Annotated in this window: 21 protein-coding genes; 6 read left to right on the forward strand and 15 right to left on the reverse strand. The window is 71.3% G+C overall.

What is annotated here, in order from left to right; translation table 11 throughout:
- The first annotated feature begins 91 nt into the window (after positions 1-91).
- Positions 92-1,402, forward strand: coding sequence for an ABC transporter substrate-binding protein (locus tag AB0M63_RS15585; protein ID WP_366019723.1), 1,311 nt, complete (start codon positions 92-94; stop codon positions 1,400-1,402).
- A gap of 25 nt (positions 1,403-1,427) precedes the next feature.
- Here AB0M63_RS15585 and AB0M63_RS15590 read toward each other — a convergent pair whose 3' ends face one another.
- Together AB0M63_RS15590 and AB0M63_RS15595 are read right to left on the reverse strand one after the other, a co-directional pair.
- The gene (locus AB0M63_RS15590) at positions 1,428-3,110 is read right to left on the reverse strand and encodes a hypothetical protein (protein WP_366019724.1); all 1,683 of its coding nucleotides are present in this window, start codon (positions 3,108-3,110) and stop codon (positions 1,428-1,430) included.
- A gap of 178 nt (positions 3,111-3,288) precedes the next feature.
- Entirely contained in the window at positions 3,289-4,674 is a 1,386-nt protein-coding gene (locus tag AB0M63_RS15595; protein WP_366019726.1) for a transcriptional regulator, read from the reverse strand.
- 256 nt (positions 4,675-4,930) lie between these two features.
- On the opposite strand from AB0M63_RS15595, the gene AB0M63_RS15600 reads away from it, so the two are divergent.
- The 3 genes from AB0M63_RS15600 to AB0M63_RS15610 are packed head-to-tail and all read left to right on the forward strand — an operon-like array spanning position 4,931 to position 8,009.
- On the forward strand, positions 4,931-5,593 hold the full coding sequence (locus AB0M63_RS15600; protein ID WP_355905729.1) for a bifunctional DNA primase/polymerase: 663 nt from the start codon (positions 4,931-4,933) through the stop codon (positions 5,591-5,593).
- 38 nt (positions 5,594-5,631) lie between these two features.
- Positions 5,632-6,405, forward strand: a complete 774-nt coding sequence (locus AB0M63_RS15605; RefSeq protein WP_355905732.1) for an ABC transporter ATP-binding protein — start codon at positions 5,632-5,634, stop codon at positions 6,403-6,405.
- Positions 6,402-8,009: a transporter gene (locus AB0M63_RS15610; RefSeq protein ID WP_366019727.1), complete on the forward strand. Its 1,608-nt coding sequence runs from the start codon at positions 6,402-6,404 to the stop codon at positions 8,007-8,009. The genes AB0M63_RS15605 and AB0M63_RS15610 overlap by 4 nt, the downstream gene beginning before the upstream one ends.
- A gap of 139 nt (positions 8,010-8,148) precedes the next feature.
- Here AB0M63_RS15610 and AB0M63_RS15615 read toward each other — a convergent pair whose 3' ends face one another.
- Together AB0M63_RS15615 and AB0M63_RS15620 are read right to left on the reverse strand one after the other, a co-directional pair.
- Positions 8,149-9,006: an alpha/beta hydrolase gene (locus AB0M63_RS15615; protein ID WP_366019728.1), complete on the reverse strand. Its 858-nt coding sequence runs from the start codon at positions 9,004-9,006 to the stop codon at positions 8,149-8,151.
- A gap of 424 nt (positions 9,007-9,430) precedes the next feature.
- Entirely contained in the window at positions 9,431-10,123 is a 693-nt protein-coding gene (locus AB0M63_RS15620) for a metal-dependent transcriptional regulator (RefSeq protein ID WP_019057324.1), read from the reverse strand.
- Between the two features lie 249 nt (positions 10,124-10,372).
- On the opposite strand from AB0M63_RS15620, the gene AB0M63_RS15625 reads away from it, so the two are divergent.
- Positions 10,373-11,128: an SIS domain-containing protein gene (locus AB0M63_RS15625; RefSeq protein ID WP_355905743.1), complete on the forward strand. Its 756-nt coding sequence runs from the start codon at positions 10,373-10,375 to the stop codon at positions 11,126-11,128.
- A 4-nt stretch (positions 11,129-11,132) separates the two neighbouring features.
- Here AB0M63_RS15625 and AB0M63_RS15630 read toward each other — a convergent pair whose 3' ends face one another.
- The 3 genes from AB0M63_RS15630 to pdxH all read right to left on the reverse strand — a co-directional run bounded on the left by AB0M63_RS15630 (position 11,133) and on the right by pdxH (position 14,202).
- The gene (locus tag AB0M63_RS15630; protein WP_366019729.1) at positions 11,133-12,548 is read right to left on the reverse strand and encodes a PAS domain-containing protein; all 1,416 of its coding nucleotides are present in this window, start codon (positions 12,546-12,548) and stop codon (positions 11,133-11,135) included.
- Between the two features lie 447 nt (positions 12,549-12,995).
- The gene (locus tag AB0M63_RS15635; RefSeq protein WP_366019731.1) at positions 12,996-13,469 is read right to left on the reverse strand and encodes a DUF3592 domain-containing protein; all 474 of its coding nucleotides are present in this window, start codon (positions 13,467-13,469) and stop codon (positions 12,996-12,998) included.
- Positions 13,470-13,512: 43 nt separating this feature from the next.
- Positions 13,513-14,202 carry a pyridoxamine 5'-phosphate oxidase gene (gene pdxH, locus AB0M63_RS15640; protein ID WP_355905752.1) on the reverse strand — a complete coding sequence of 230 codons (690 nt, stop codon included), beginning with the start codon at positions 14,200-14,202 and terminating at the stop codon, positions 13,513-13,515.
- A 155-nt stretch (positions 14,203-14,357) separates the two neighbouring features.
- Here pdxH and AB0M63_RS15645 point away from each other — a divergent pair, with 155 nt between their 5' ends.
- Positions 14,358-15,470, forward strand: a complete 1,113-nt coding sequence (locus tag AB0M63_RS15645) for a citrate synthase 2 (RefSeq protein ID WP_355905756.1) — start codon at positions 14,358-14,360, stop codon at positions 15,468-15,470.
- 23 nt (positions 15,471-15,493) lie between these two features.
- On the opposite strand, the gene AB0M63_RS15650 is transcribed toward AB0M63_RS15645, so the two are convergent.
- The 8 genes from AB0M63_RS15650 to AB0M63_RS15685 are packed head-to-tail and all read right to left on the reverse strand — an operon-like array spanning position 15,494 to position 25,529.
- Positions 15,494-16,111, reverse strand: a complete 618-nt coding sequence (locus AB0M63_RS15650; RefSeq protein WP_355905759.1) for a TetR/AcrR family transcriptional regulator — start codon at positions 16,109-16,111, stop codon at positions 15,494-15,496.
- Positions 16,099-16,836: an enoyl-CoA hydratase family protein gene (locus AB0M63_RS15655; protein WP_366019732.1), complete on the reverse strand. Its 738-nt coding sequence runs from the start codon at positions 16,834-16,836 to the stop codon at positions 16,099-16,101. Before AB0M63_RS15655 ends, AB0M63_RS15650 begins: the two co-directional genes overlap by 13 nt.
- Positions 16,833-18,401 (reverse strand): 4-coumarate--CoA ligase family protein, encoded by a 1,569-nt coding sequence (locus AB0M63_RS15660; RefSeq protein WP_366019733.1) that lies wholly within the window; start codon positions 18,399-18,401, stop codon positions 16,833-16,835. Before AB0M63_RS15660 ends, AB0M63_RS15655 begins: the two co-directional genes overlap by 4 nt.
- 29 nt (positions 18,402-18,430) lie before the next feature.
- The gene (locus AB0M63_RS15665; protein WP_366019734.1) at positions 18,431-19,561 is read right to left on the reverse strand and encodes an acyl-CoA dehydrogenase family protein; all 1,131 of its coding nucleotides are present in this window, start codon (positions 19,559-19,561) and stop codon (positions 18,431-18,433) included.
- Entirely contained in the window at positions 19,558-21,432 is a 1,875-nt protein-coding gene (locus AB0M63_RS15670) for a biotin carboxylase N-terminal domain-containing protein (protein ID WP_366019735.1), read from the reverse strand. The genes AB0M63_RS15665 and AB0M63_RS15670 overlap by 4 nt, the downstream gene beginning before the upstream one ends.
- A gap of 7 nt (positions 21,433-21,439) precedes the next feature.
- Positions 21,440-23,038 (reverse strand): carboxyl transferase domain-containing protein, encoded by a 1,599-nt coding sequence (locus AB0M63_RS15675; RefSeq protein WP_366019736.1) that lies wholly within the window; start codon positions 23,036-23,038, stop codon positions 21,440-21,442.
- A complete protein-coding gene (locus AB0M63_RS15680) occupies positions 23,035-24,738 on the reverse strand; it encodes an acyclic terpene utilization AtuA family protein (protein ID WP_366019737.1) in 1,704 nt (567 codons plus the stop codon). The genes AB0M63_RS15675 and AB0M63_RS15680 overlap by 4 nt, the downstream gene beginning before the upstream one ends.
- Positions 24,735-25,529 carry a TIGR03084 family metal-binding protein gene (locus AB0M63_RS15685; protein WP_366019738.1) on the reverse strand — a complete coding sequence of 265 codons (795 nt, stop codon included), beginning with the start codon at positions 25,527-25,529 and terminating at the stop codon, positions 24,735-24,737. Before AB0M63_RS15685 ends, AB0M63_RS15680 begins: the two co-directional genes overlap by 4 nt.
- Positions 25,530-25,728: the final 199 nt, after the last annotated feature.

A 25,728-nucleotide genomic window follows, 5' to 3' on the forward strand; every position in this document is an offset into this window, starting at 1 on the left:
CAGGAACGACCCCCGTAATTCACCTCCACGTCACTACTTGTTGACCACGAGTCACCCCCGGCTTAGCGGTATGGCGGAAGCGTGTGCGTACATGACCGGCAGGCGACGCAACCGCAGCACCTTCCTCCCCACGATCACCCGGCCCGTCAGGGCGACCGTCGTGTCGGCGGTGGCCCTGGTGGCGTGCGCGTCGCTCGCGGCCGGCTGTGGGGTCATCCCCGGTACCACGGGGGGTTCCGGGGACGACCCCATCACCGTCATGACCTGGGCGCCGTGGGACACCAACGCGACCAACAAGCCCGGCATGCCCGCCATGGCGGCGGCGTACGCGAAGTGGATCAACAAGCACGGCGGTCTCAACGGCCGCAAGCTCAAGGTCCTGACCTGCAACGACCACAACAGCAGCGTGTCCGCGGCGAAGTGCGCCCGGGAGGCCGTGGACAAGAACGTCGTCGCGGTCGTCGGCTCCTACAGCGAGTTCAGCGACTCGTACTTCGCTCCGCTGGAGGGTGCGGGCATCCCGTACATAGGCGGCTACGGCGTGACGAACGAGGAGTTCACCCGCGCCCTGTCCTACCCCGTCAACGGCGGCCAGCCCGCGCTCCTGGCGGGCCTCGGCAAGGAACTCGCCCCCGCCTGCGGCCCGGTCGCGCTGGTCCGGCCCGACTCCATCGCCGGCGACGACCTGCCCCCGCTGCTGGACGCCGGGCTCGCGTCGGGCGGCCACGCGCCGGCCACCGACCAGCTCGCGGCCGACGACGCCACCGAGTACTCGACCCAGTCGACGCACGCGCTGGAGAGCGCGACCTCCGACTCCTCGAAGAAGGGGTGCGTGGTGCCCTCCCTCGGGGACCGCACCGACACCTTCATGGACTCCTTCCGGCGCGACCGCCAGGACTATCCCGCGGTACGCACCGCGACCGTGCTCGGCAGCGTCGACCAGACCGAGATCAACTCGACGGGCGGACAGTCCGGGCCCTACGAGGGCTCGTACATCACCGGCTGGTACCCGGTCGCGAGCGACGCGCGCTGGGACCCGATGAAGAAGGCCGTCGACGAGGTGGCCTTCGGCGACAACCGCATCGACCCGGCGGACGCGGGAGTGCAGACCACCTGGATCGCGTACACCGCCTTCCGGGCCGTCGTGCGGTCGCTCGGCAGCAGCGACGTGACCGCCGACAACGTACGGCGTGCCCTCGACGACGGCGTCAAGGTCAACACCGGCGGGCTCACGCCGGCCCTCCAGTGGAGCTCCACCGACGACAACCTCGCATCCGTCGGCCTGTCCCGCCTGGTCAACGCGGCGGTGACCCTTCAGGTCGTACGGAAGGGTGTGCTGGTGTCGGCGAAGAAGGGCTTCTTCGACATGACCAAGACACTGGAGAGCGCGGACCTCGACTGAGGTCCGCGCTCCGCCCGTCTGTTTCTCAGAGCTGGGTCGGCTGGCGCTGGGTCAGGCCGTAGGTCTTCGCGATGGTGTTCCAGAGGGCGGCGGCCTTGATCTTCTGGTTGCTCGCCGTGCCGCTCGCCGCGTTGCCGGCCGCGGTCTGGCCGGTGGTGCGCGCGCTGCCCTTCTTGCAGCCCTTCTTGCCGGCGGCCTGGTCGGCCCATGCCGCGTAGTGGGTGTCGGCCGACGCGGACGCCTTCCACGCGTTGGTGAGAGCGGTGGTCAGCGCGGCGTTGGACGGCAGCTTGTCCAGGGTGAGCTGGGACAGCCTGGTCACCAACTGGGTGCGCTGTGTGGCCGCGTCCCGCAGGTCGGAGGCGGCGCCGTCGAGGTTGTTGCAGGCCTTCACATCGGCCACGGCCCTGATCACCGAGGCGCGGCTGCTGCCGCTGTCGGCGAGCAACTTGTCCAGCGCGACGGCCTGTTCCTTCGCGGCGTCGGTGCCCGAGGACGAGGAACCGCCGGTCGCCGCCGAGGTGGCGGCCACGGTCCTGTTGTCGTCGCTCGTGCCGCCGCCCCCGCTGAGCAGCGCACCGGCGCCGACCCCGAGGATGGCGAGACCGACCCCGACACCGGCGATCAGCGGCACCCTGGAACGGCGGCTGCCGCCGTCGTCCTGTGCCCCTCGCCGGCCGCCGCCCTGTCCGGGCGGCGCGTACGAGGGTTCGGCGTACGGCGGCTGCGCATAGCCCTGGTGACCGGCCGGCGGCTGCTGGAAGCGGGGCATCTGCTGGGTGGAGCCGGCCGGCGTCTCGCCCCCCGAGCCGCCGCGGAAGAGGTTGTCGAACTCGGCGGGCGGCTGCCGGTCGTCGGCCCCGCCCGGCCGTGCCCCGTACCCGGGAGCGGCGCCCTGCGCGGGCACCGGCGGCAGGAACTGGGTGGGCTGGGCGTCGGGATGCGCGGCCTGCGGCATCGGGCCGGGCATCTCAGGCGGCAGCGCGCCGGGTGCCACGGGCGGGATGTACTGGGTCGCGCCCTCGTCCATCGGCGCGGCGGGGACCGGCGGCAGGAACTGGGTGGCGCCCTCATCACCGGGCACGTTGGCCACCGGCGGGATGTACTGCGTCGCGCCCTCGTCGGCGGGCGGCAGCGGGGCGCTCGGGAACGCGGTCGCGGCGGGCGGCAGGGGCGCGCCCGAACCGGAAGCGCCATATCCGTATCCATGGTTCTGGGAGTCGGTCCCGGCCTGCGGTATCGCGTGCGGCTGGTGCGGCGGGTAGCCCGAGGCGTACTCCGGGGCGTACGACTGCTGTCCGCCGTAGGCCGGTGGCTGCGTGCCGTACGCCGCGTGCTGGACGCTCTCCTGGGGCTGCGGCGCCGGCTGGCTCGGGATGCCGTCCTGGGCGCCCCACGGGGACGCGGCGGGCTGCTCGGGGGCGGTGCCCCACTGCTGCTGCGGCTCGCCCCAGCCCTGGCCCGGCGGCGGGGCCGGGGTCCGGTGCTCATGGTGGTGCTGTGGTTCGTGCTGCTGGTCCGGGCCCCACGACCCGCCCCAGCCCTGGCCGCCGGCCGGGGGCGCGATCGACGGCTGCCGGCCCGACTGCTGGTCACCGCGTCCGCCCGTCATACCCGGCAGGAGGGGTTCACCTCCGTCGGAGGGCAGCACGATGCCTTCGCGCGCGGGCCGCGCCGAGGGCTCCTCGCCCTGTCCACTCTGCGTCACCAGGACTCCTACGAATGGGGGACCTTCGGGATCGTCGGCTCACGCTACCGGGTACCCCGAGCCCGGTGCCACGCAGCACTGGACTGGACCACCCCATCTGTGACCGCGCTAACAGATCAGGCCCCACATCCGCTCCGTACGCCTCCCTTCGGTCCTGGAGTCTCTGTTTCCCCTCCGTTCACGCGGCGGCCTGCAACTCCATCCGCGCCCCGAACTCCCTTACCACCGGCTCGTCCTGGTACGGCTCCAGGCGCTGCTGGAAGTCCTCCAGATACTCGGCGCCCCGGTTGGACCGCAGCGAACCGAGCAACTCCACTGCTTTCAGGCCCGTGTTGCAGGCCTGCTCGACCTCGCGCTGCTGCACCTGCGCGCTGGCCAGCAGTACGTATCCGATGGCCCTGCGGCGCGCCCGCGACTCCGGGTGCCCGTCCAGGGACTCCTGCGCGCACCTGGCCGCCGCCTCGGCCTGCCCCAGGTCCCGGTGGCAGTGCGCCAACTCGTCGGCGAGATAGGCCTCGTCGAAGTGCCCGATCCACGCCGGGTCGTCCCCGGACGCGGGATCGGCCGCGTCCAGCGCGCTCACCGCGCGGCCCGACGCGAGCTGCGCCGACCGCGCGTCACCCATCAGGGCGTGCCCGCGCGCCTCCGCCGCGTGGAACATCGCCTCGGCCCGCGGGGTCACGCGCCCCCGCGCCCCCTCCTGCGCCGCCCGCGCCAACTGCGCGATCTCACGCGGGTTTCCGAGCTGCGCGGCGAGGTGACTCATGGAGGCCGCCAGGACATACCCGCCGTACCCCCGGTCGCCCGCCGCCTGTGCCAGCCGTAGCGCCTGGATGTAGTACCGCTGGGCCAGGCCCGGTTGACCGGTGTCGACGGCCATGTAGCCGGCGAGTTCCGTCAACCGGGCGACGGCGGCGAAGAGTTCACGCCCCACCGCTTCCCGGTACGAGCCCGCGAGCAGCCCGGAGACGACACTGTTGAGGTAGTGCACGACGACCGGGCGCACATGCCCGCTGCCGTACTGGTGGTCCAGGTCGCTCAGCGCCTGGGTCATCGCGCGGACCGCCGCCACGTCGGAGGGGCCCACCCGTGGACCGGCCGCGCGCGCGACCTGCGAGTCCGGCGAGGAGATCAGCCAGTCACGGCTGGGCTCGACCAGCGCGGACGCGGCGACCGACGAACCGGACAGGAAGTCCCGGCGCCCCACGTCACTGCGCCACAGCTCACAGACCTGCTCGATGGCCCCGAGGACGGTCGGCGAGAACTGCAGGCCCACGCCCGACGCGAGGTTCTTGCCGTTGGCCATGCCGATCTCGTCGATCGTGACCGTACGGCCCAGCTTGCGGCCCAGCGCCTCGGCGATGATCGCCGGAGCGCGCCCGCGCGGCTGCTGTCCCCGCAGCCAGCGGGCCACGGACGTCTTGTCGTAGCGGAGATCGAGACCGTGCTCGGCACCGCACATGTTGACCCGGCGGGCCAGCCCGGCGTTCGAGCACCCCGCCTCCTGGATGAGCGCCTGCAGCCGTTCGTTCGGCTGCCGCGCGACAAGTGGCCTTGCGGCCATGGCGTACCCCCTGGGAACAACCCCTGAAGCGAAAAGATCCGGCCGTGAAGATCAATGCCCAGCGAACATGGCGAAAATGCGAAGCATGCGAGGAATGCCGGGGTAAAAGCTGGTGCCCGCCCCTCACGTGGCTACCCAGCTCCCGCCGTCGATCCTCCCGCGCGCCCCCGCACATGCCTCCATGCGCCCCAGTTGCGGAATCGATGCTCCTCCCCCGCGCGCGCTACGGCCGTAACCCGAGGTGGGTGCGGGAGTTGTGTTGGGCGTGGAAGAGACGATCGCGGGCACCGAAGCCGCTCAGATTCCGAAGCAGCGCGGGGAATCGCTGCTGGAGACAGCCGTACGCTACGCCGAGGAGCGCCACTGGGACGTCTTCCCCGGCACCTGGCTGGAAGCCGTCGACGGGGTGCAGCACTGCTCGTGCGAGGACCGCGCGTGCGCCGCACCCGGCGCACATCCGGCGCGTGAGGACTGGGCGACCCAGGCGACGGGCAGTGCGACGGTCGCCCGGCGGATGTGGCAGAAGCAGCCGGCCGCGTCGATCCTGCTGCCCACGGGGCGCACCTTCGACGCGATCTCCGTCGCGGAGACCGCGGGGTTCCTGGCGCTGGCCCGGATGGAGCGCATGGAGTTGACGCTGGGTCCCGTCACCTTGACGCCGGACCGCCGGATGGAGTTCTTCGTCCTTCCCGGGGCCTCGGTGAAGGTGCCGGACCTGGTGCGCAGGATCGGCTGGGCGCCCGACTCCCTCGATCTCGTCGTACTGGGCGAGGGTGCGTATGTGGCCGCGCCGCCCACCCGGTTCGGGTCCCGGGGCGCCGTGCAGTGGGCCTGCCGGCCGACCCCGGCCAACCGCTGGCTGCCGGACGCGGAGGAGCTGATCTCGCCGCTCGCCTACGCGTGCGGGCGGGACCGGTAGTCCGGCGGGGGTCGGGCACCTGACCGTAGGGTGCTGGTATGACGTCAGCCGCCGTTCGCGTACACGGGCTCTGGAAGCGGTTCGGGCAGCAGGTCGCTGTCGCCGGGATCGATCTGGAGCTGCCCGCGGGGAAGTTCATCGGGCTGGTCGGGCCGAACGGAGCCGGGAAGACCACCACGCTCTCCATGGTGACCGGGCTGCTGCGGCCCGATCAGGGGACCGTCGAGGTCGTCGGGCATGACGTGTGGAGCGATCCGGTGGCCGTGAAGGCACGGATCGGGGTGCTGCCGGAAGGACTGCGGCTGTTCGAACGGCTCTCCGGGCGTGAACTCCTCGGCTACTCCGGGCGGTTGCGCGGACTGCCCGGCGCCGAGGTCGACAAGCGGGCCACCCAGCTCCTGGACGTGCTCGACCTGGCCGGCGCCCAGCACAAGCTCGTCGTCGACTACTCGACCGGTATGCGCAAGAAGATCGGGCTCGCCGCCGCTCTCCTCCACAATCCCGAAGTGCTCTTCCTGGACGAGCCTTTCGAGGGCGTCGACCCGGTCTCCGCGCAGACCATCCGGGGCGTCCTGGAGCGCTACACCGCCTCCGGAGCCACCGTCGTCTTCTCCTCCCACGTCATGGAACTCGTCGAGTCGCTGTGCGACTGGGTGGCCGTGATGGCCGCCGGCCGCATCCGCGCCCAGGGCACCCTCGCCGAGGTGCGCGGCGAGGCGCCCACCCTCCAGCAGGCGTTCCTCGAACTCGTCGGCGCGGGCGCCCGCGACCACGGCTTGGACCTCGACTGGCTGGGCGGCGGCGCCCGATGAGCGCCCCCACGACGACCGCCTCGATCACCCCCGTCGTCGTACGCCTGAAGCTGTCGCTGCTGCGCAATGGTCTACGGCAGTCCGGCGGCCGACGGGCCGCGTATGTCGCGTCGGCGGTCGTGGCGCTGCTCTTCGCGGCGCTCACGCTGCTCGGACTGATCGCGCTGCGCGGCGAGGAGCACGCGGTCTCCGGGGTCGTCCTCCTGGCGGCGGTGCTGGGCCTGGGCTGGGCGGTGATGCCGCTGTTCTTCCCGTCCGGCGACGAGACCCTCGACCCCACCCGCCTGGTGATGCTGCCGCTGCGGCCCCGGCCTCTGGTACGGGCGCTGCTGGCGGCCTCGCTGGTCGGCATCGGCCCGCTGTTCACCGTGGTGCTGCTGCTCGGTTCGGTGATCGCGGTCGCGCACGGCGCCGCCGCCTACGTCACGGCCGTCCTCGCCCTCGTCCTCGGGCTGCTGGTCTGCGTGGCCCTCGCGCGGGCCGTCGCCGCCGCCAACATCCGTCTGCTGACCAGCAGGAAGGGGCGGGACCTGGCGGTGCTGAGCGGGCTGGTGATCGCGGTCGGGGTGCAGTTGGTCAACTTCGGTGCCCAGCGCCTGGGTTCGTCCGGACTGGCCCAACTCGACCCGGTGGCCGAGGTGTTGCGCTGGGTGCCGCCCGCGTCGGCGGTCGGCGCGGTGGACTCGGTGAGCAGGGGTTCCTACGGCATGGCGGTCGCCCAACTCGCCCTGTCCGCCTGCGCCTTGGCCGCCCTCCTGATCCTCTGGTCGCGCAGCCTGACCCGGTTGATGACCGCGCCCGACGGCTCCACCCTCCAGTCCGCCGAACCGGCCGCGAGGGACAGGGCGTCGGCCGGCGGCCTGACCCGACTCCTGCCGTCCGGCCGCACCGGCACGGTCATGGAACGCAGCCTGCGCTACGTCTGGCGCGACCCCAAGACCAAGGCCGCGTGGGTGACTTCACTGGCGATCGGCCTGATCGTGCCCGTGCTCAACGCGCTCCAGGGCACCGGCTCGGTCTACTTCGCGTGCTTCGCCGCCGGAATGCTCGGCATCCAGATGTACAACCAGTTCGGCCAGGACACCTCCGCGTTCTGGATGGTCGCGATGACGATCTCCACCCCGCGGGACGCCTACGTCGAACTCCGCGCCCGCGCCCTCGCGTTGCTGCTGATCACCCTGCCGTACGCGGCACTCGTGACCGTCCTGACGACCGCGATGCTCGGCGACTGGCCCCGGCTCCCGGAGGTCCTCGGCCTCTCCTTCGCCCTCCTCGGCGCGATGCTCGCCACCGGCGCCTGGACCTCGGCCCGCTTCCCCTACTCCATCCCCCAGGGCGGCCACAAGAACGTCGCCCCCGGCCAGGCCGGCCTCGCCTGGATCGCCATCTTCGGCGGCATGATCTCGGCGGCCCTCCTCTGCGCCCCCGTGATCACCCTGACGATCTGGGCGAACGTGAGCGCGAACGGCGACCGGTGGAGCTGGGTGCTGCTGCCGGCGGGAGCGGGTTACGGCGCGGCGATCACGTACTCGGGCCTGCGCCTGGCGGCTCCGGGGACGGCGAAACGCCTTCCGGAAATCCTGGCGGCGGTGAGCAAGGGCTGACGGGACTTTTCGGCACGTGGGACTGGTGTTTTAGGGGCGCGGGGCTGTGTCCATGTGCGGCTCCGCCGCGTGGGCGCACCCAGCGACAGCGGACCCGCACCTGCCAACGAACCCCAGCCCCAACCCCCCCTGCCCGCTCTCACACGAGCACCCCATCAAGAAACGGCTCAACAGCCGCCCGCCAAGCCTCAGGCTGGTCATAGAAAACAAGATGGCCCGCATCAGCCACCTCCGCGTACTCCCCCCGAGGCAACACCCGAACCATCTCCTGCGCCTCGGCCCGCCCCAACTCCCCGTCCAGCCCCCGCACCACCAGCGCAGGACACCGCACCTGCGCCAACTCCTCCCAGTGCGCGTCGTACACCCACGTCTCCCGCGACTTCAGCATCTGCTCCGGCTCGAACACCGGCCGCCAGCCGTCGGGAGACTCGTGCATGACCTCGGCGTAGAACTCCCCGCGGGACGGATGGGGCCGCTCCACCCAGGGATCGTCCTCGCCGAACCACTTCCGTACGTCGGCCAGCGTGGCGAAGGGGACGGGCCAGGACTTGAACCAGTCGGACCACTCCCGCTGCGAGGCCGCCCCCAGCGCGGACGCCCGCATGTCGCAGATGATCAGCCCCCGCACCAGATCGGGCCGCTTCGCGGCGAGCTGCCACGCGGTCAGCGCGCCCATCGCGTGTCCGACGAGGACGACCGGGGCGAGGCCCAACTGCTCCAGTGCGGCCTCCGCGTCCTGGACGTAGGCCTCCCGGGTGAACGCCGCCCGGGGCGGCTTGTCGCTCTGGCCGTGGCCGCGCTGGTCGAGCGCGACGGCCCGGTGCCGCTCGGAGAGCCAGCGGGCGGTGGACGCCCAGTGCGAGGCACGGCCCATCAGGCCGTGCAGTAAGAGCACGCCGGGTGCCCGCTCGATCTCCCCCGATTTCGGCGGGTCCGCGAACTCCCATGCGGCCAGGCGTACGCCGCCTGCTCCGGTCACGTCGATGCGCCGCGCCATTGGTCCTGGCACCCCCCTAGTTCCGCACGGACCTTCGCTTGCTTCGTCTCTTCCTACAGCTCACACCCCGCGTGTTTCATCACCCACAGGATATCGAATACAGATTCGAAAATACTGGCTCCGGCCGCAACACCCCTCGTTCGAGTGACCCGGCCGGGGGAATGATCGCCGCCGCCGAGGGGAGACCTTCAGCGGGAGGCGGACCGCTCGGGGAAACGGGTCCGCGGGGACTGACCTTGAGAGCTCGGGGCTCCGGGTCAGGACAGGGGAGGACAGGCCCCGGCGCCGCACGGCGCCGGGGCCCTCTCCACGTCTGCGGCACATCCTCCCGCCCCCTCACGGTCATATGCCTCACGCGACAGCCTGGCACGCGAACCGTCCGAGCGCTGCGATTCAGCACACTGAATCTTGACCGGTCCGGTGATCAGCGCTTGGCGACGAACACATGCGAGGCGATCTCCGACTCCAGCTCGGCCGCCTCACCGCCGCTGCCCACCAGCACCCCGCCCGCGGACTCCGTCACGCTCACCACCGAGCCGGGCTGCACGCCCGCCCGGCGCAGCGTGTACATGAGCTGCGCGTCCGTCTGGATGGGCTCGCCGATGCGGCGCACCACGACCGTCTTGCCGTCGACTCCGGGGTCGAGGTCGGCCAGCGACACCATGCCCTCGTCGAGGAACGGGTCGGCCCCGTCCTTCTCGCCCAGCTCCTCGAGCCCGGGGATCGGATTGCCGTACGGCGACTCGGTGGGGTGGCGCAGCAACTCCAGCACGCGGCGCTCCACGGCCTCGCTCATCACGTGCTCCCAGCGACAGGCCTCGGCGTGCACCTGCTCCCACTCCAGGCCGATCACGTCGACGAGCAGGCACTCGGCGAGCCGGTGCTTGCGCATCACCCGGGTGGCGAGGCGGCGGCCCTCGTCCGTCAGCTCCAGGTGGCGGTCGCTGGCCACGGCCACCAGGCCGTCGCGCTCCATGCGCGCCACGGTCTGGCTCACCGTCGGCCCGCTCTGGTCGAGCCGCTCGGCGATGCGGGCGCGCATGGGGACCACACCTTCCTCCTCGAGCTCAAGGATGGTGCGGAGATACATCTCCGTGGTGTCGATCAGTCCGGACATACGTGCCCCTCGATTACCTCTGCCCGAAGCTCGGCGGCTCCGCGGCGCGTGCGCTGGCCCTGGACTCAATTCTGACGCATAGCACTGACAACCGTGCCGCGCCGTTGAAACCGGCCGGTTACGGCCTTCTTCGGCGCCCCCGCGACGATGCTCCGCGGCGGGCCGGATCACCCTGGTCGCCGTATTGACATCCCCTTGGTCCAGACCGCACGGTGATCCGCGACACAAACTCACCGAGGGGGCTCCCGCATGAGTGACCGTACGCCTGCCGGCCAGTTCTTCGACGCCGCGATCACCCTGCTCCAGCGGGTCCGCGACGAAGAGGCCGACACCGTCCGGGCGGCCGGCACGCTCCTCGCGGACACGGTGACCGGCGGCGGGCGGCTCTTCGCCTTCGGGGCCGGGCACTCCTCCCTCGCGGCGCAGGACATCGTCTACCGCGCGGGCGGGCTCGCCCTGATGAACCTGCTCACCGTCCCCGGAGTCGTCGGCGTCGACGTCATGCCGGCCACCCTGGGCTCCGCCCTGGAGCGCGTCGACGGCCTCGCCGGTGTGGTCCTGGAGACGTCACCGCTGCGCTCCGGCGACGCCCTGGTGATCATCTCCCTGTCGGGCCGCAACGCGCTGCCCGTGGAGATGGCCATGAAGGCCCGCGAACTCGGTGTCCGGGTCATCGGCGTGACGTCGGTGGCGTACGCCTCGGAGACGACGTCACGGCACTCCTCCGGGACCTACCTCAAGGACCACTGCGACGTCGTCCTCGACTCGAAGATCGCGATCGGCGACGCGGAACTCACCCTCGACACCATCCCGGCCCCCTTCGCGCCCGCCTCCACGGTCGTCACCTCGGCCCTCCTCCAGGCGGTGATGGCGACGGCGGCGGCGACCCTGGCCGAGCGCGGGATCGAGCCGCCGCTGCTGCGCTCCGGGAACGTGGACGGCGGCCATGAGTGGAACCGCCGGGTGTTCGAGGAGTACCGAGACCGGATCTTCTACCAGCGCTGAGCCGCTACTGCTCCCCCGCCTCGCCGGCGAGGTCCAGGGCCGCCGCGATCCGTACGGCCACGTCCTCGGCGTAGATCGAGTCGGGCCGTTCGAACTGGCTGCGCCCCGCTCCGCGCAGGAACGTCACGACGCCCAGCGTCCGGCCCCGGCTGCGCAGCACCGCGCACAGCGCGTGGACGGCGTCCGTGGGCCACTGGCGGGCGCGGGCCCACTCGCGGGCCTGTTCGGGCGGGGCGGTGCCGATGCTGGCCCGCACGGAGCCGACGCGTTCGACGCTCTGCAGGGCGGGGTGCCCCTCGCCGTAGCGCAGGGGCAGTCCGGCCGCGCCGGCGAGCAGGCTCGGTCCCGGCGCGCCGGTGGGGGTGGCGGCGACCCGGACCAGTCGTACGGCCTCGGTCCGCATCCCGTCCGCGTCCGCCAGCGAACCGCCCACGACCCGGTCGACCAGCGCGTGGTCGGCGAAGCCGGCGAGGGCGAAGTCGAGGTGGACGGTCGCCGCGTCGCGCGGGTCCTCGCACTCGGCGGCGGCGCGGGCGGCGCGGTGCAGTTGCTGGGCCCGGAAGCGCAGCAGCGAGGCCTCCTGCTCGATCTGCTTGGCCTCGGTGACGTCCTGGAATAGCCAGCCGACGCCGAGCGGCACGGGTTCCTCGGTGAGCGGCGAGGCCAGCCGCAGAAAGCCGCTCCGCCAGCAGCGCCGCAGATTGCCCTCGGGCGTCCGTACGCTCACCCAGATCTCCGCGGGTGCCGGTGGCGCGCCCTCGGCGAGCACATGCGTGAGCGCGGCCTCCAGTTCCTCGACGCCCTGCGCGAGCAGCTCGCCGAGGGGCCGCCCGAGCACGGAGGTCCGCCCGGTGCCGAGCGCCCGCGCGGCATGGCTGTTGACGACGGCGGGCCGTAGATCGGCGTCGACGAGGACGACGCCCCAGGAGGCGTCCTCGAAGAGCGCCTCGCTCAGCGCGATGGACCGCTCCAGGTCGATCTGCGCATGCACTTCACTGAAGGCGCAGTAGACCCCGGCGGGCTTCCCGTCGGGCCCGCGCACGGCGGCGGACTGCGTCCTGACGAGCACCCGCCCCCCGTCCTTGGTCAGCAGCGCGAACTCGTTGACCTGCCGCCCAGGGGCCTGCATGGCGGACATCAGCCGCCCCTCGACCTCCTCGGCGTCCGCACTCCGTACGGCCCACCCGGCGAGCCCCTGCCGTCCCACGGCCTCGGCGGCGGTCCAGCCCAGGATGCGCTCCGCCTCGCGGTTCCAGTGGGTCAGCACCCCGTCCGCGTCGAAGGCGCACAGCGCCGCGTCCATCCCGTCCAGCAACGCGGCGAGCAGATCGGACCCGCCGACCCCTTCGGGCCCACCGTCCCGCTCGGGCTCGTCGGGACCCAACTCATCGGTGGTCCCACTACGCCGGGAAGCACTCACCTGGACCCCCTGCAGGCTGCGTCCGCGGACACGACGCTCCGGTTCACTCACTCCCCCTCATTCAACTCGAACGTGACGCAGCACACATCGAGTTCCGGCAAGATTGAAGGAATCGTTGTACGACACCCACCTTCGCGTCCAGCAAGTCCATGTCTCGGAAAAAGAGGTTGATCCGTCGGCAGGGGGTTCCTAAGGTGGCGAGTACTTCGGAAAGGAGGTGGTTCGGCAGATGTATGGATACCGGACGGAAGAGGTGGCTGCGGGCTAGTGGCCCGCCGTCGTACTCGGTTCGGCGCCGGACCGGCGTGCGCGCGACGCACGCAACCGGCCTAACCCAACGCAGTCACCCGACCCGCGAGCTCGCCGGTACGTCCGGCCGGCTCCCCCGCCGCGAGGCGAGGGACCTGAGCTCGCGGGTCGCCTGCGTTTCGGGACATCTCGCGGAGCCTAGGAACGTCGCCGGGTCGCCCATGCGACGCCCGTCCCGATGCCGGCGATCGTCAACCCGATCCCCGAGAAGATCAGCGGCAGCAGCCACAGGGAGACGAACCCGTTGATCCGCGCGTCCTCGGGGGAATCCGCCTGGTAGAGCACCTCGACCCGCTCACCCGCCGTATACGCGGGTGGATTGGAACCCGCCGAGTCCCGGAACGTCCGCCGCGTGCCGTGCGCCGGCGTGAACTCGACCACCGGGTACGCCATGGGCTGGTTGTTCACCCGGCTCCTGCGCGATGTGCCGGTGCTCTGGTCGGTCCGCCACTCCAGGGACACCACCGTGCCCCGTGCGCGCTCCGCGCCGGTCACGAACGAGACCGACACCCCCGCCAGGATCAGCCCGATGACCAGGAACAGCCCCCCGAACGCGATCGTCCCGAAGGTGATCCACCGGCGGGCGCCCCGCCCGCGTACCTGAAACCGCACAACCCTCTCCCCTGCTTCCCGGCCGCCATGACGTCACGTGTCTTCAGGGACCGAGCCGCTCCACCCGCCAGCTCCCGTCCCGCTCCGCGACGTAGCGCAGCCGGTCGTGGAGGCGGTTCTCGCGGCCCTGCCAGAACTCGACCGTCTGGGGGGCGATGCGGAAGCCGCCCCAGTGGGGTGGGACCGGGACCTGCTCGCCCTCGGGGTAGCGGGCGGTCAACTCCTCGTACGACGACTCCAGTTCGGTCCGGGAGCGGATCACCGAGGACTGGGCGCTGGCCCACGCGCCGAGCTGGGAACCGTGCGGGCGGGTGCGGAAGTACGCGGCGGTCTCGTCGCGGCCGGTGCGGCGGGCGGTGCCGTTGACCAGGACCTGGCGGGCCATCGGGTGCCAGGGGAAGAGCAGGGAGACGTACGGGTTGGCGGCGAGTTCGCGGGCTTTGCGGGAGTCGTAGTTCGTGTAGAAGACGAAGCCCTGGCCGTCGTAGTCCTTGAGGAGGACCGTGCGGGAGCTGGGGCGCCCCTCGGCGTCGGCGGTGGAGACGACCATGGCGTTGGGCTCGTAGACCAGGTCCTGGACCACCGCCTCCTCGAACCAGCGCCCGAACTGTGTCATCGGGTCGGCTGCCAGGTCGTTCTCGTCGAGGCCCTCCGCGCGGTACTGCCTGCGCATCGCGGCGGGGTCGAGGCGGGGATCACGGTCGATGGGATCGCGGTCGGTCACGGCGGTCATCTTGCCGTACGGCCGCATCCGACCACGAGCTCGGGTGGCACTCAGTGCCGCAGACCTCCCCTTGGGTGGCACTCGACGCTATGGTGCTGATGTCTCTGTCTTCGGCCCGCGAGTCCCCACAGCGACCGTGGAGCCACAGCTTGAGGAGCCGCCTCATGTCCGACCTCGACCCCGGTTTCGTACCTGGCCTCGAAGGAGTCGTCGCGTTCGAGACGGAGATCGCCGAACCGGACAAGGAAGGCGGCGCCCTGCGGTACAGGGGCGTCGACATCGAGGATCTGGTCGGTCACGTCTCGTTCGGCAATGTCTGGGGGCTGCTGGTCGACGGCGCCTTCAATCCCGGACTGCCGCCCGCCGAGCCGTTCCCGATCCCGGTGCACTCCGGCGACATCCGCGTCGACGTGCAGTCCGCGCTGGCCATGCTCGCGCCCGTGTGGGGCCTCAAGCCCCTCCTCGACATCGACGAGGAGCAGGCCCGCGACGACCTCGCCCGCGCCGCCGTCATGGCCCTCTCCTACGTCGCCCAGTCCGCGCGCGGGCAGGGCCACGCGATGGTGCCGCAGAGCGAGATCGACAAGGCGCAGTCGGTCGTCGAGCGGTTCATGATCCGCTGGCGCGGCGAGCCGGACCCCAAGCATGTCGCCGCCGTCGACGCGTACTGGACCTCCGCCGCCGAGCACGGCATGAACGCGTCGACCTTCACCGCCCGCGTCATCGCCTCGACCGGCGCCGACGTCGCCGCCGCGCTCTCCGGGGCCGTCGGCGCCATGTCCGGGCCGCTGCACGGCGGCGCCCCCTCCCGGGTGCTCGGGATGATCGAGGAGATCGAGCGCACCGGGGACGCGGAGGCGTACGTCAGGCAGGCGCTCGACAAGGGCGAGCGGCTGATGGGCTTCGGGCACCGGGTGTACCGCGCCGAGGACCCACGCGCGCGTGTACTGCGGCGCACGGCACGGGAGTTGGGCGCACCGCGTTTCGAGATCGCGGAGGCGTTGGAGAAGGCCGCGCTCGCCGAGCTGCACGCCCGCCGGCCCGACCGGGTGCTCGCCACCAACGTCGAGTTCTGGGCGGCGATCGTGCTCGACTTCGCCGAGGTGCCGGCGCACATGTTCACGTCGATGTTCACGTGCGCGCGCACTGCGGGGTGGTCGGCGCACATCCTTGAGCAGAAGCGGACGGGGCGGCTGGTGCGACCGTCCGCGCGGTACATCGGGCCCGGGTCGCGGGGACCGCAGGCCGTCGAGGGGTACGAGGACATCGCCCACTGAGCATGTGCGTGCAGGGGGGCGCCTCAGCCCAAGGCGTCCTCCAGCAGGGCCGCCCACTGCGCCACCACTCGCTCCCGCCGCGCCCGGTCGTCCGTGAGCAGGTTCGCCAGGCCCAGGCCCCGCGCCATGTCCAGGAAGCCCTGGACCGTCTCCCGTACGCCCGGCCGGGACTCGTCCGCGCCCAGCAGGTCCACGGCGATACGGTGGGTCTCCCGGCCCACCCGGGCCTCCAACTCCGTGACCTGCGGCCGTAGTTGGTCCTCGTTCGAGGCGGCCACCCACAGGTGCAGGGCGGCGCGGAACAGGGGGCCGGTGTAGAGGTCGACCAGGGCCTCGGTCACCGCGCGGCGGTCGGTGGCGCCCTCCGGGAACAGGGAGCGCAGGGCCGTGGAGCGTTCCTCCGCCACATACTCGACGGCCGCCGTGAAGAGGTCCTCGCGGGTCGGGAAGTGATGCTGTGCGGCGCCTCGGGAGACGCCGGCGCGTTCGGCGACGACGGAGACCGTGGAGCCCGCCCAGCCGTGTTCGGCGAGGCAGGACACGGCGGCTTCCAGGAGGCGCTGCCGGGTGGCCCTGCTGCGGTCCTGCTTGGGTCTGCGGTCGACCGTGCCCGTCGTCGCCGCCGCGTTCACACCACCCACACCGGGTCCCGTCGTTCGAGGAAGGCCGTCATCCCCTCGCGGGCCTGTGCGGAGCCGAACAGCCGTGCCGAGAGCGCGGTCAGATCGGCCGCGTCCCGGTCGAAGGTTTCCAGCACCCTAGCCGTGAGCAGCCGTTTCGTCTCGGCCAGGGCCTGGGGAGCGGAGCGGCGCAGCCCGTCGAGGATCGGCGCGAGGACCTCGTCGACGTCCTCGCCGGCCGCCGTCAGCAGGCCGGTGCGGACCGCTTCCGGCGCGTCGAAGCGTTCGCCGGTGAGGTAGTAGCGGGCGAGGGCACGGGGGTCCGTACGGGGCAGGAGGGGGAGGGAGATGACCGCCGGGGCGACCCCGATCCGTACCTCCGTGAACGCGAAGGTGGCGGACTGTGTGGTGGCGGCCGCCATGTCGCAGGTCGCGAGCAGGCCCAGGCCGCCCGCCCGTACATGGCCGGTCACCCGGGCGACGACCGGCTTGGGCAGTTCCACGATCCGGCGGAGGAGGGCCACCAGGGCGTCCGGTGGCGGCGGGTCCCGCAGGTCCGCGCCCGCGCAGAACGTGTTCCCGGTGTGGGTGAGGACCACCGCCCGTACGTCGGCGTCCTTGCCGCAGTCAGTGAGCGCGCCCGCCAACTCGGCCACCAGGGACGCCGACAGCGCGTTCCGCGTGTCCGGTGAGTCCAGGCTCAGGGTCTCGATGCCACGCGCGCGTGCCCTGCCGATCAAGGTCATGCCCGGCCCCGCAGTTCCCGGCGCAGGATCTTCCCGGAGGCGGCTCGCGGGACGGCGTCGATGAAGGTGACCCGGCGGACCCGCTTGTAGGGGGCGACGCGTTCGGCGACGTACATCATGACCTCGCCCTCGGGCAGGTCGCCGGAGCCCGGCTGGCGGACCACATAGGCGTGCGGCACCTCGTTGTTGTCGTCGTTGTATTCGCCCACCACAGCCGCGTCGGCGATACCGGGGTGGGTGAGCAGGAGGGCCTCCAGTTCGGCGGGGGCCACCTGGAAGCCCTTGTACTTGATGAGTTCCTTGACCCGGTCGACGACGAACAGCCAGCCGCCGCCGTCCACATGGCCGACGTCCCCGGTGCGCAGCCAGCCGTCCTGGTCGATCATCGCGGCGGTGGCGTCGGGGTGCCCCAGGTAGCCCTTCATCACCTGGTGGCCGCGGATGAGGATCTCGCCGGCCTCGCCGATGCCCAGGTCCTTGTCCGGGTCGTCGAGGGAGACTATCCGCATCTCGGTGCCGGCGATGAGCTTGCCTACGGTTCCGGGGGGCGCGGTGGACATCTCATGTACGGGGACCACATGGGTGCCCGGGGAGAGTTCCGTCATGCCGTACGCCTGGCCCACGGGCGGCAGGCCCAGGCGCTGGGAGCAGGCGGCGGCGAGGTTCGCGTCCAGGGGTGCGGCGGCGCTGATGATGTACTTCAGGGACGAGAGGTCGTACTGCGCGACCGCGGGGTGTTTCGCGAGCGCCAGGACGATCGGCGGGGCCACATAGAGGCCGGTGATGCGGTGGTTCTCGATGGCCGCGAGGAAGGTCTCCAGCTCGAAGCGCGGGAGCACGACGACCGTGGCGCCCACCCGCAACGGGGCGTTCATCAGGGCCGTAAGACCGTAGATGTGGAAGAACGGCAGTACGGCGAGGATGCGTTCGCCGGGGCCGGTGGGGACCGCGGGCTCCAACTGGGCCAGGTTCGTGGCTATTTGGCTGTGGGTGAGCATGACGCCCTTGGGAGTGCCGGTCGTTCCCGAGGAGTACGGGAGGGCCGCCACGTCCGCCACCGGGTCGATGTCGATCACCGGCTCGGGGGCCGTCGAGCCGAGCATGTCGGCCAGCGAGCGATGGCCGGGCGCGCTGTCGCAGACGAATATCTCCTCGACGCCGCCCGCGAGTTCGGCCGCCCGGCGGGCTGCCTCCAGGAGCGGTGACACGGTGACGATCCAGCGGGCCGCCGAGTCCCGCAACTGCTTGGCGAACTCCTCCGGGGTGGCGAGTGGGTGCACCGTCGTGACGGCGGCACCCGCGCGCGTGGCCGCGTAGAAGGCCAGCGGGAAGGCGACCGTGTTCGGGCTGTGCAGGGCGAGGACGTCCCCCTTGCGCACGCCCGCCTCGGCGAGCCCGGCCGCGATGCTGCGGTGGAACCGGTCCACCTGGGCGTACGTGAGGGTGGTGCCGTCCGTGCCGTCGACCAGGGCCGACTCGTCCCCGAACTCGGCGGCCCGGGCCAACACCGCGTCGTGGATGGGGAGTTCGACGACCGGCACGTCTGCGTACTCGCTGCGGAACATGGTTCCTCCTGGCATGGGCCGCTGAGTGGCTAGTACGACTTGGGCAGGCCCAGGGTCTGGTGGGAGACGTAGTTGAGAATCATCTCCCGGCTCACCGGAGCAATACGAGCCACCCGCGCGGCGGTTATCAACGAAGCCAGCCCGAATTCCCGCGTGAGCCCGTTCCCGCCGAGGGTGTGCACGGACTGGTCGACGGCCCGCACACACGCCTCTCCCGCCGCGTACTTCGCCATGTTCGCGGCCTCACCCGCGCCGACGTCGTCACCGGCGTCGTACAGGTACGCCGCCTTCTGCATCATCAGACGCGCCAGTTCGAGATCGATGTGCGCCTGCGCGAGCGGGTGCGCGATCGCCTGGTGGGCGCCTATGGGGGCGTCCCATACGGTGCGGTCGCGCGCGTACTCGACGGCGCGGGCGAGCGCGTAGCGGCCCATGCCGATCGCGAACGCGGCCGTCATGACGCGCTCGGGGTTGAGCCCGGCGAAGAGCTGCAGCAGGCCCGCGTCCTCGTCGCCGACGAGCGCCTCGGCGGGCAGCCGTACATCGTCCAGGGTCAGCTCGAACTGCTTCTCCGCCGCCTGGAGTTCCATGTCGATCTGCCGCCGCGTGAAGCCCTCCGCGTCGCGCGGGACGATGAACAGACAGGGCTTGAGACGGCCCGTACGGGCGTCTTCCGTACGGCCGACTATCAAGGTCGCGTCGGCCAGGTCCACTCCGGAGATGAAGACCTTGCGGCCGGTGAGCAGCCAGTCGGCGCCGTCCTTGCGGGCGGTGGTGGTGATGCGATGGCTGTTGGAACCGGCGTCGGGTTCGGTGATGCCGAAGGCCATGGTGCGGGTGCCGTCGGCGAGTCCGGGGAGCCAGGTCCGCTTCTGCTCCTCGGTGCCGAAGCGGGCGATCACCGTGCCGCAGATCGCGGGTGAGACGACCATCATGAGCAGGGGGCAGCCTGCGGCTCCCAACTCCTCCAGGACGATGGAGAGTTCGGAGATGCCGCCGCCTCCGCCTCCGTATTCCTCCGGCAGGTTGACGCCGAGGTAGCCCAACTTTGCTGCCTCAGACCAGAGTTGCTCGCGGTCGTAGGTGCGGCCGTGGCGTTTGCCCAGGGCGGACACGGCTGCGCGCAGGGCCTTGTGCTCGTCGGTCTCGATCGTGCTCATGCGGCTCCCTCGTCATGGCTCGGCTGCACTACCGCCAGCAACATGCCTGGCTCCACCTGTTGTCCCGTCACGGCTCGCAGAGCCGTCAGCGTGCCCGTGACCGGTGCCGTGATCTTGTGTTCCATCTTCATCGCCTCCAGCCACAGCAGCGGCTCTCCAGCCGTCACGGCGGCTCCTACGGCCAGGCCCTCCGCGACCCTCACCACCGTCCCCGGCATCGGCGCCAGCAGCGAACCCGGGGCCAGTTGGGCGGTCGGGTCGGGGAAGCGGGGCAGGGCGGTGAGGGCTGTCGCGTTGACGTAGACCTGGTCGCCGTATCGCGCGACCTCGAACTTCCTTCGTACGCCGTCCACTTCGAGTACGACGAGACCGGCGTCCGCGTGGACGACATGCACCCCGTCCGCGCTCAGGCCCTGCCTGGTGTGCTGGTAATGGACCTCGTACTCCTCGCCCGCCATGGCGTACCGCTTCACCTGCGGCTGCGACGGCACGTTGCGCCAGCCACCGCCGAAGCGGGAGCGGCCGTGGGCGTCGGCGAGGGCGGCGGCCAGGGGGGCGTGCGGGTCCGGGACCGGCCGGGTGAGGTCGGGGAGGTGGCGGTCGTAGAAGCCGGTGTCCATGTGGGCGGTGGTGAACTCCTTGTGGCGCAGGGAGCGTACGAGGAGGTCGCGGTTGGTGAGCGGGCCGTGGATCGTCGCCCGCTCCAGGGCGCCGGAGAGTCTGCGGAGCGCCTCCGCGCGGGTGGGGGCGTGGGCGACGACCTTGGCGAGCATGGGGTCGTAGTGGACGCCGATGTCGTCGCCGTCGGTGTATCCGGTGTCCAGGCGGACGCCTTCCGGTACGGCGAGGCGGTGCAGGGTGCCGGTCTGGGGGGTCCAGTCGTGGGACGGGTCCTCGGCGTAGAGGCGGGCCTCGATGGCGTGGCCACGCGCGCGTGGAGGGTCGTTTTCGAGGGGGTGACCTTCCGCGACCGCGAGTTGCAGCGCCACCAGGTCGATGCCGAACACGGCCTCCGTGACGGGGTGTTCGACCTGGAGGCGGGTGTTCATTTCGAGGAAGTGGGCCCGGCCGTCGGGGGAGATCAGGAACTCGACCGTTCCGGCGCCGACGTAGTCGACCGCACGAGCAGCCCGTACGGCCAACTCGCTTATATCTTGCGTGAGTTCGGCGGACAGACCCGATGCCGGGGACTCCTCGATCACCTTCTGGTGGCGGCGCTGGAGGGAGCAGTCCCGGGTGCCGAGGGCCCAGACCGTGCCGTGTGTGTCGGCGAGGATCTGTACCTCGACGTGCCGGCCGCCCTCCACATAGGGCTCGACGAAGACCTCTCCGTCCCCGAAGGCGCTGAGCGCCTCGGCCCGTGCGGCGGTCAACTCGACTTCCAGGTCGGTGAGTTGGCGTACGACTCGCATCCCGCGTCCGCCGCCGCCCGCCGCCGCCTTCACCAGTACGGGGAGGTCGGCCTCGGTGACGTGCTCCAGGGGCGCGATCCCCATGAGTTCCTTGGCGCGGGTCTTGGAGGCCATCGCCTCGATCGCCTCGGGTGGCGGCCCGATCCACACCAGCCCCGCGTCCAGGACGGCGCGGGCGAAGTCGGCGTTCTCGGACAGGAATCCGTACCCGGGGTGCACCGCGTCCGCGCCCGCCGCGACGGCCGCCTTCACGATCAGCTCACCGCGCAGATACGTCTCCGTGGGCGTCGCCCCCGGCAGCCGTACCGTCGCGTCGGCCACGCGCGCGTGGAGCGCGTTCTCGTCGGCGTCCGAGTGCACGGCCACCGTCCGGATCCCCGACTCACGGCAGGTACGGAAGATCCGGCAGGCGATCTCGCCCCGGTTGGCCACCAGGACGGAAACTATGGAACCACTCACTGGGACCTCACATCCGGAAGACGCCGAAGCCACCGCGCGCGCCCTCGAAGGGCGCCGTGTGGATGGCGGACAGGCACAGGCCGAGGACGGTTCGGGTGTCGCGCGGGTCGATGACACCGTCGTCGTACAGCCGCCCCGACAGGAACATCGGCAGGGACTCGGACTCGATCTGCTGCTCCACCATGGCGCGCAGCGCCGCGTCCGCCTCGTCGTCGTAGGGCCGGCCCTTCGCTACGGCCGACTGCCGGGCGACGATCGACAGGACGCCGGCGAGCTGCTGGGGGCCCATGACGGCGGACTTGGCGCTGGGCCAGGCGAACAGGAAGCGGGGGTCGTAGGCCCGCCCGCACATGCCGTAGTGCCCGGCGCCGTACGAGGCGCCCATGAGCACGGACAGATGCGGTACGCGGCTGTTGCTGACGGCGTTGATCATCATCGCGCCGTGCTTGATGATGCCGCCCTGTTCGTACTCCTTGCCGACCATGTAGCCGGTGGTGTTGTGCAGGAAGAGCAGCGGGATGTCGCGCTGGTTGGCCAACTGGATGAACTGGGCGGCCTTTTGGGACTCCTGGCTGAAGAGGACCCCTTGGGCGTTCGCCAGAACGCCCACCGGATAGCCGTGCAGGGTGGCCCAACCCGTCACCAGGCTCGTGCCGTAGAGCGGCTTGAACTCGTCGAAGTCGGAGCCGTCGACGAGCCGGGCGACGACCTCGCGCGGATCGAAGGGGGTCTTGAGATCGCCGGGGACGATGCCGAGCAGCTCGTCCTCGTCGTACTTGGGGGGTGCGGCCGGGCCCGGATCGCCGTACGTCTTGCGGTGGTTGAGGCGGGCGACCACGCGGCGGGCCTGGCGCAGCGCGTCCGGTTCGTCGACGGCGAAGTGGTCGGCGAGCCCCGACACGCGCGCGTGCATCTCGGCCCCGCCGAGCGACTCGTCGTCGCTCTCCTCACCGGTCGCCATCTTCACCAGCGGCGGCCCGCCGAGGAACACCTTCGCGCGTTCCTTGACCATGATCACGTGGTCGGACATGCCGGGGATGTACGCGCCACCGGCGGTCGAGTTGCCGAAGACGACCGCGATCGTCGGGATCCCGGCGGCCGAAAGCCGGGTCAGATCACGGAAGATGGCGCCGCCCGGGATGAAGATCTCCTTCTGGGAGGGCAGATCGGCGCCGCCGGACTCGACGAGGCTGATGCAGGGCAGCCGGTTGGCGAGCGCGATGTCGTTGGCCCGCAGCGCCTTCTTCAGACTCCACGGATTGCTCGCGCCCCCGCGCACGGTCGGGTCGTTGGCGGTGATCAGGCACTCCACGCCCTCCACCACGCCGATGCCGGTGACGAGCGAGGCGCCGACGGCGTAGTCGCTGCCCCAGGCGGCCAGCGGCGACAGTTCGAGGAAGGGCGTGTCGGGGTCGAGGAGCAGCTCGATGCGCTCACGGGCGAGCAACTTGCCGCGTTTGCGGTGCCGTTCGACGTACTTCGGCCCACCGCCCGCGAGCGCCTTCGCGTGTTCGGCGTCGAGTTCGCCGAGCTTGGCGAGCATGGCCGCGCGGTTGGCCGCGTAGTCGGGGTCGTTGGTGTCCAGGGCGGACGCAAGGACGGTCACAGGAGGACCTCCGGGATGTCCAGACGACGGGAACGCAGCCATTCGCCCAGGGCCTTGGCCTGCGGATCAAAACGGTGCTGGGCGGCGACGCCCTCGCCGAGAATGCCCTCGACGACGAAGTTCAGGGCCCGGAGAGTGGGCAGCATGTGCCGGACGACGCCCAACTCGGCGGTCTCCGGCAGGAGTTCACGGAACCGCTCGACGGTCAGCGCATGGGCGAGCCAGCGCCAGGCCTCATCCGTACGCGCCCACACTCCCACGTTGGCGTTGCCTCCCTTGTCACCGCTACGGGCCCCGGCGACCAGACCAAGGGGCGCCCGCGCCGTGGGCCCGTCCGGCAGAGGCTCGGGGAGGGCCGGCTGCGGAACGTCGTCCAGTACGAGGGTGTCGTGGGCCGGGGCCATAGCAACCCGCCGCCCGTCGTAGAGGACGGCCACATGGTCGACGGCGCCATGGGGGACATACACATCATCGAAGACGCCATAGGGCGCTCCCTTTCCAGGTGGGGTCAGCACATGGAAGCCGGGGTAACTGGCCAGCGCGAGCTCAACGGCCGCCGCCCCCAGCGCCCGCCCGACAACATCCTGATCGGCGTCCCGCACCACGAGCCGCAGCAGCGCACTGGCGGTCTCCTCGGTCGGGGCGTCCGCGTGATCGGTCCGGGCGAGATCCCAACGGAGCTCACGGGGCCGGGACTTGGCCGCCCGGAACGCGGCCTCCATCTGCTCCCGGACAAGAACGGCCTTGCGCTCGATGTCGAGCCCGGTGAGCACGAAGGTGACCTCGTTGCGGAAGCCGCCCAGCCGATTGAGACCGACCTTGAGAGTCGGCGGCGGAGCCTCCCCGCGCACCCCGTCGATCCGCACCCGATCGGGGCCGTCCGCACCGAGCCGGACGGTGTCGAGCCGGGCGGTGACATCGGGCCCGGCATACCGGGCGCCATGCGTCTCGTAGAGCAGTTGCGCGGTGACGGTACCGACGTCCACGACCCCACCCGTACCAGGGTGTTTGGTGATGACGCAGGAGCCGTCCTCATGGATCTCGGCGAGCGGAAACCCGGGGTGACGCAGCTTTTCGGGTGCGTGCTCGGTGAAGAAGGCGTAGTTGCCCCCGGTGGCCTGGGTCCCGCACTCCAGCACATGTCCGGCGACCACGGCCCCCGCGAGCCGGTCGTAGTCGTCCACCCCCCACCCGAAGTGGGCGACAGCGGGCCCGGTGACCAGAGCGGCATCGGTGACCCGCCCGGTGACCACGACATCGGCCCCGGCGTCGAGGCAGGCGGCGATACCGAAACCACCGAGATAGGCATGCGCGGCAAGGGACCCCGGATACCGGGCGACGAGATCGTCCCCCTCGACATGCGCGACCCGCACGGGTATCCCCAGCCGATCGGCCAACTTCCGTACGGCGTCGGCGAGTCCGGCCGGGTTGAGCCCACCGGCGTTGGTGACGATCCGCACCCCGCGCTCCTGGGCGAGACCGAGACACTCCTCCAACTGCTTCAGGAAGGTACGGGCGTATCCGGCGCCGGGGTCCTTGAGCCGGTCCCGGCCCAGGATGAGCATGGTCAGCTCGGCGAGGTAGTCACCGGTGAGGATGTCCAGCGGGCCGCCGGTGAGCATCTCGCGCAGGGCGTCGAACCGGTCGCCGTAGAACCCGGAGGCGTTGCCTATCCGGAGGGGGGCGACGGGGGAGGTCACTGGCCGTCCCCTTTCGGCGGGCGTCCGGTGCCGGGTGGCCCCGCGAAGGCCTGCGCGATGTCGAGCCACCGGCCGGCATCGGGGCCCACCGCCGCCACCGCGAGGTCGGCGCGATGGGCCCGCTGGGTGACAAGGAGGCAGAAGTCGAGGGCGGGCCCGGTGACGCGCTGTGGGGCGCCTTCAGGGCCGTAGACCCACAACTCACCGGAGGGGGCGAGGAGTTCGACGCGGAACTCCTCACTCGGTGGGGTGAGTCCGTGCACGGCGAAGGCGAAGTCACGTGCGCGCACACCGATGCGCACCACATGTCGGAGGCGGTCCGTGGGTGGCCGTGCCACACCGAGCGCGTCGGCCACGTCCTGGCCGTGGGCCCAGGTCTCCATGAGTCGGCCGGTGGCCATAGAGGCGGCCGACATGGGTGGGCCGTACCAGGGGAAGCGGGTTTTCGCGGGGGCGGCACACAGGGCGTCCAGCAGGGCCGCCCGCCCGGCCCGCCAGTCGGCGAGGAGCTGGGCAGGGGGCTTCGCGGCCCCGGCCTCGGCACCCTGATCCACATACGACTCCGGAGCGGCGAGCGCCTTCTCGACCAGCGCACCGAACGCGTCCCCGTCCGTCACGGCGAGCAGGGCCGAGTGGTCGGTCCAGGCGAGGTGGGCGATCTGGTGGGCGACGGTCCAGCGGGGCGCGGGGGTGGCGAAGGCCCACTGGTCGGGGCTCAACTCGGCCACGAGGCGGTCGAGTTCGTCGCTCTCGGCACACAGGTCGTCGAAGACGGGCGTGGGGTCGGCCATGGGGCGAGCATGACAGCGAAGCAAGAAACAAGCAAGCGTGCTTGTATTTTTTCTCCATTGGACCGATTGGTACACATGCCGTTTATTGCGAGTGACCTAGAACACAAAGCCATTCCGGAATACAAAACAAAAGATGGCCGGAGACAGCGAAGCGCCAGGTCAGAGGCATGATCTTCGAGAGGCCGGCGCGCCCCACTCC

It is taken from the genome of Streptomyces sp. NPDC051576, assembly GCF_040681835.1.
In the GTDB taxonomy this organism is placed as follows: Bacteria; Actinomycetota; Actinomycetes; order Streptomycetales; family Streptomycetaceae; genus Streptomyces.

What these genes read in the sequence shown, in the direction of transcription:
- AB0M63_RS15615 (WP_366019728.1), bottom strand. Translation starts at nt 9,006, where the DNA reads ATGGCGCGGCGCATCGACGTGACCGGAGCAGGCGGCGTACGCCTGGCC.
- AB0M63_RS15655 (WP_366019732.1), bottom strand. Translation starts at nt 16,836, where the DNA reads ATGACCTTGATCGGCAGGGCACGCGCGCGTGGCATCGAGACCCTGAGC.
- AB0M63_RS15665 (WP_366019734.1), bottom strand. Translation starts at nt 19,561, where the DNA reads ATGAGCACGATCGAGACCGACGAGCACAAGGCCCTGCGCGCAGCCGTG.
- pdxH (WP_355905752.1), bottom strand. Translation starts at nt 14,202, where the DNA reads ATGACCGCCGTGACCGACCGCGATCCCATCGACCGTGATCCCCGCCTC.
- AB0M63_RS15685 (WP_366019738.1), bottom strand. Translation starts at nt 25,529, where the DNA reads ATGGCCGACCCCACGCCCGTCTTCGACGACCTGTGTGCCGAGAGCGAC.
- AB0M63_RS15610 (WP_366019727.1), top strand. Translation starts at nt 6,402, where the DNA reads ATGAGCGCCCCCACGACGACCGCCTCGATCACCCCCGTCGTCGTACGC.
- AB0M63_RS15605 (WP_355905732.1), top strand. Translation starts at nt 5,632, where the DNA reads ATGACGTCAGCCGCCGTTCGCGTACACGGGCTCTGGAAGCGGTTCGGG.
- AB0M63_RS15660 (WP_366019733.1), bottom strand. Translation starts at nt 18,401, where the DNA reads ATGTTCCGCAGCGAGTACGCAGACGTGCCGGTCGTCGAACTCCCCATC.
- AB0M63_RS15595 (WP_366019726.1), bottom strand. Translation starts at nt 4,674, where the DNA reads ATGGCCGCAAGGCCACTTGTCGCGCGGCAGCCGAACGAACGGCTGCAG.
- AB0M63_RS15645 (WP_355905756.1), top strand. Translation starts at nt 14,358, where the DNA reads ATGTCCGACCTCGACCCCGGTTTCGTACCTGGCCTCGAAGGAGTCGTC.
- AB0M63_RS15585 (WP_366019723.1), top strand. Translation starts at nt 92, where the DNA reads ATGACCGGCAGGCGACGCAACCGCAGCACCTTCCTCCCCACGATCACC.
- AB0M63_RS15620 (WP_019057324.1), bottom strand. Translation starts at nt 10,123, where the DNA reads ATGTCCGGACTGATCGACACCACGGAGATGTATCTCCGCACCATCCTT.
- AB0M63_RS15625 (WP_355905743.1), top strand. Translation starts at nt 10,373, where the DNA reads ATGAGTGACCGTACGCCTGCCGGCCAGTTCTTCGACGCCGCGATCACC.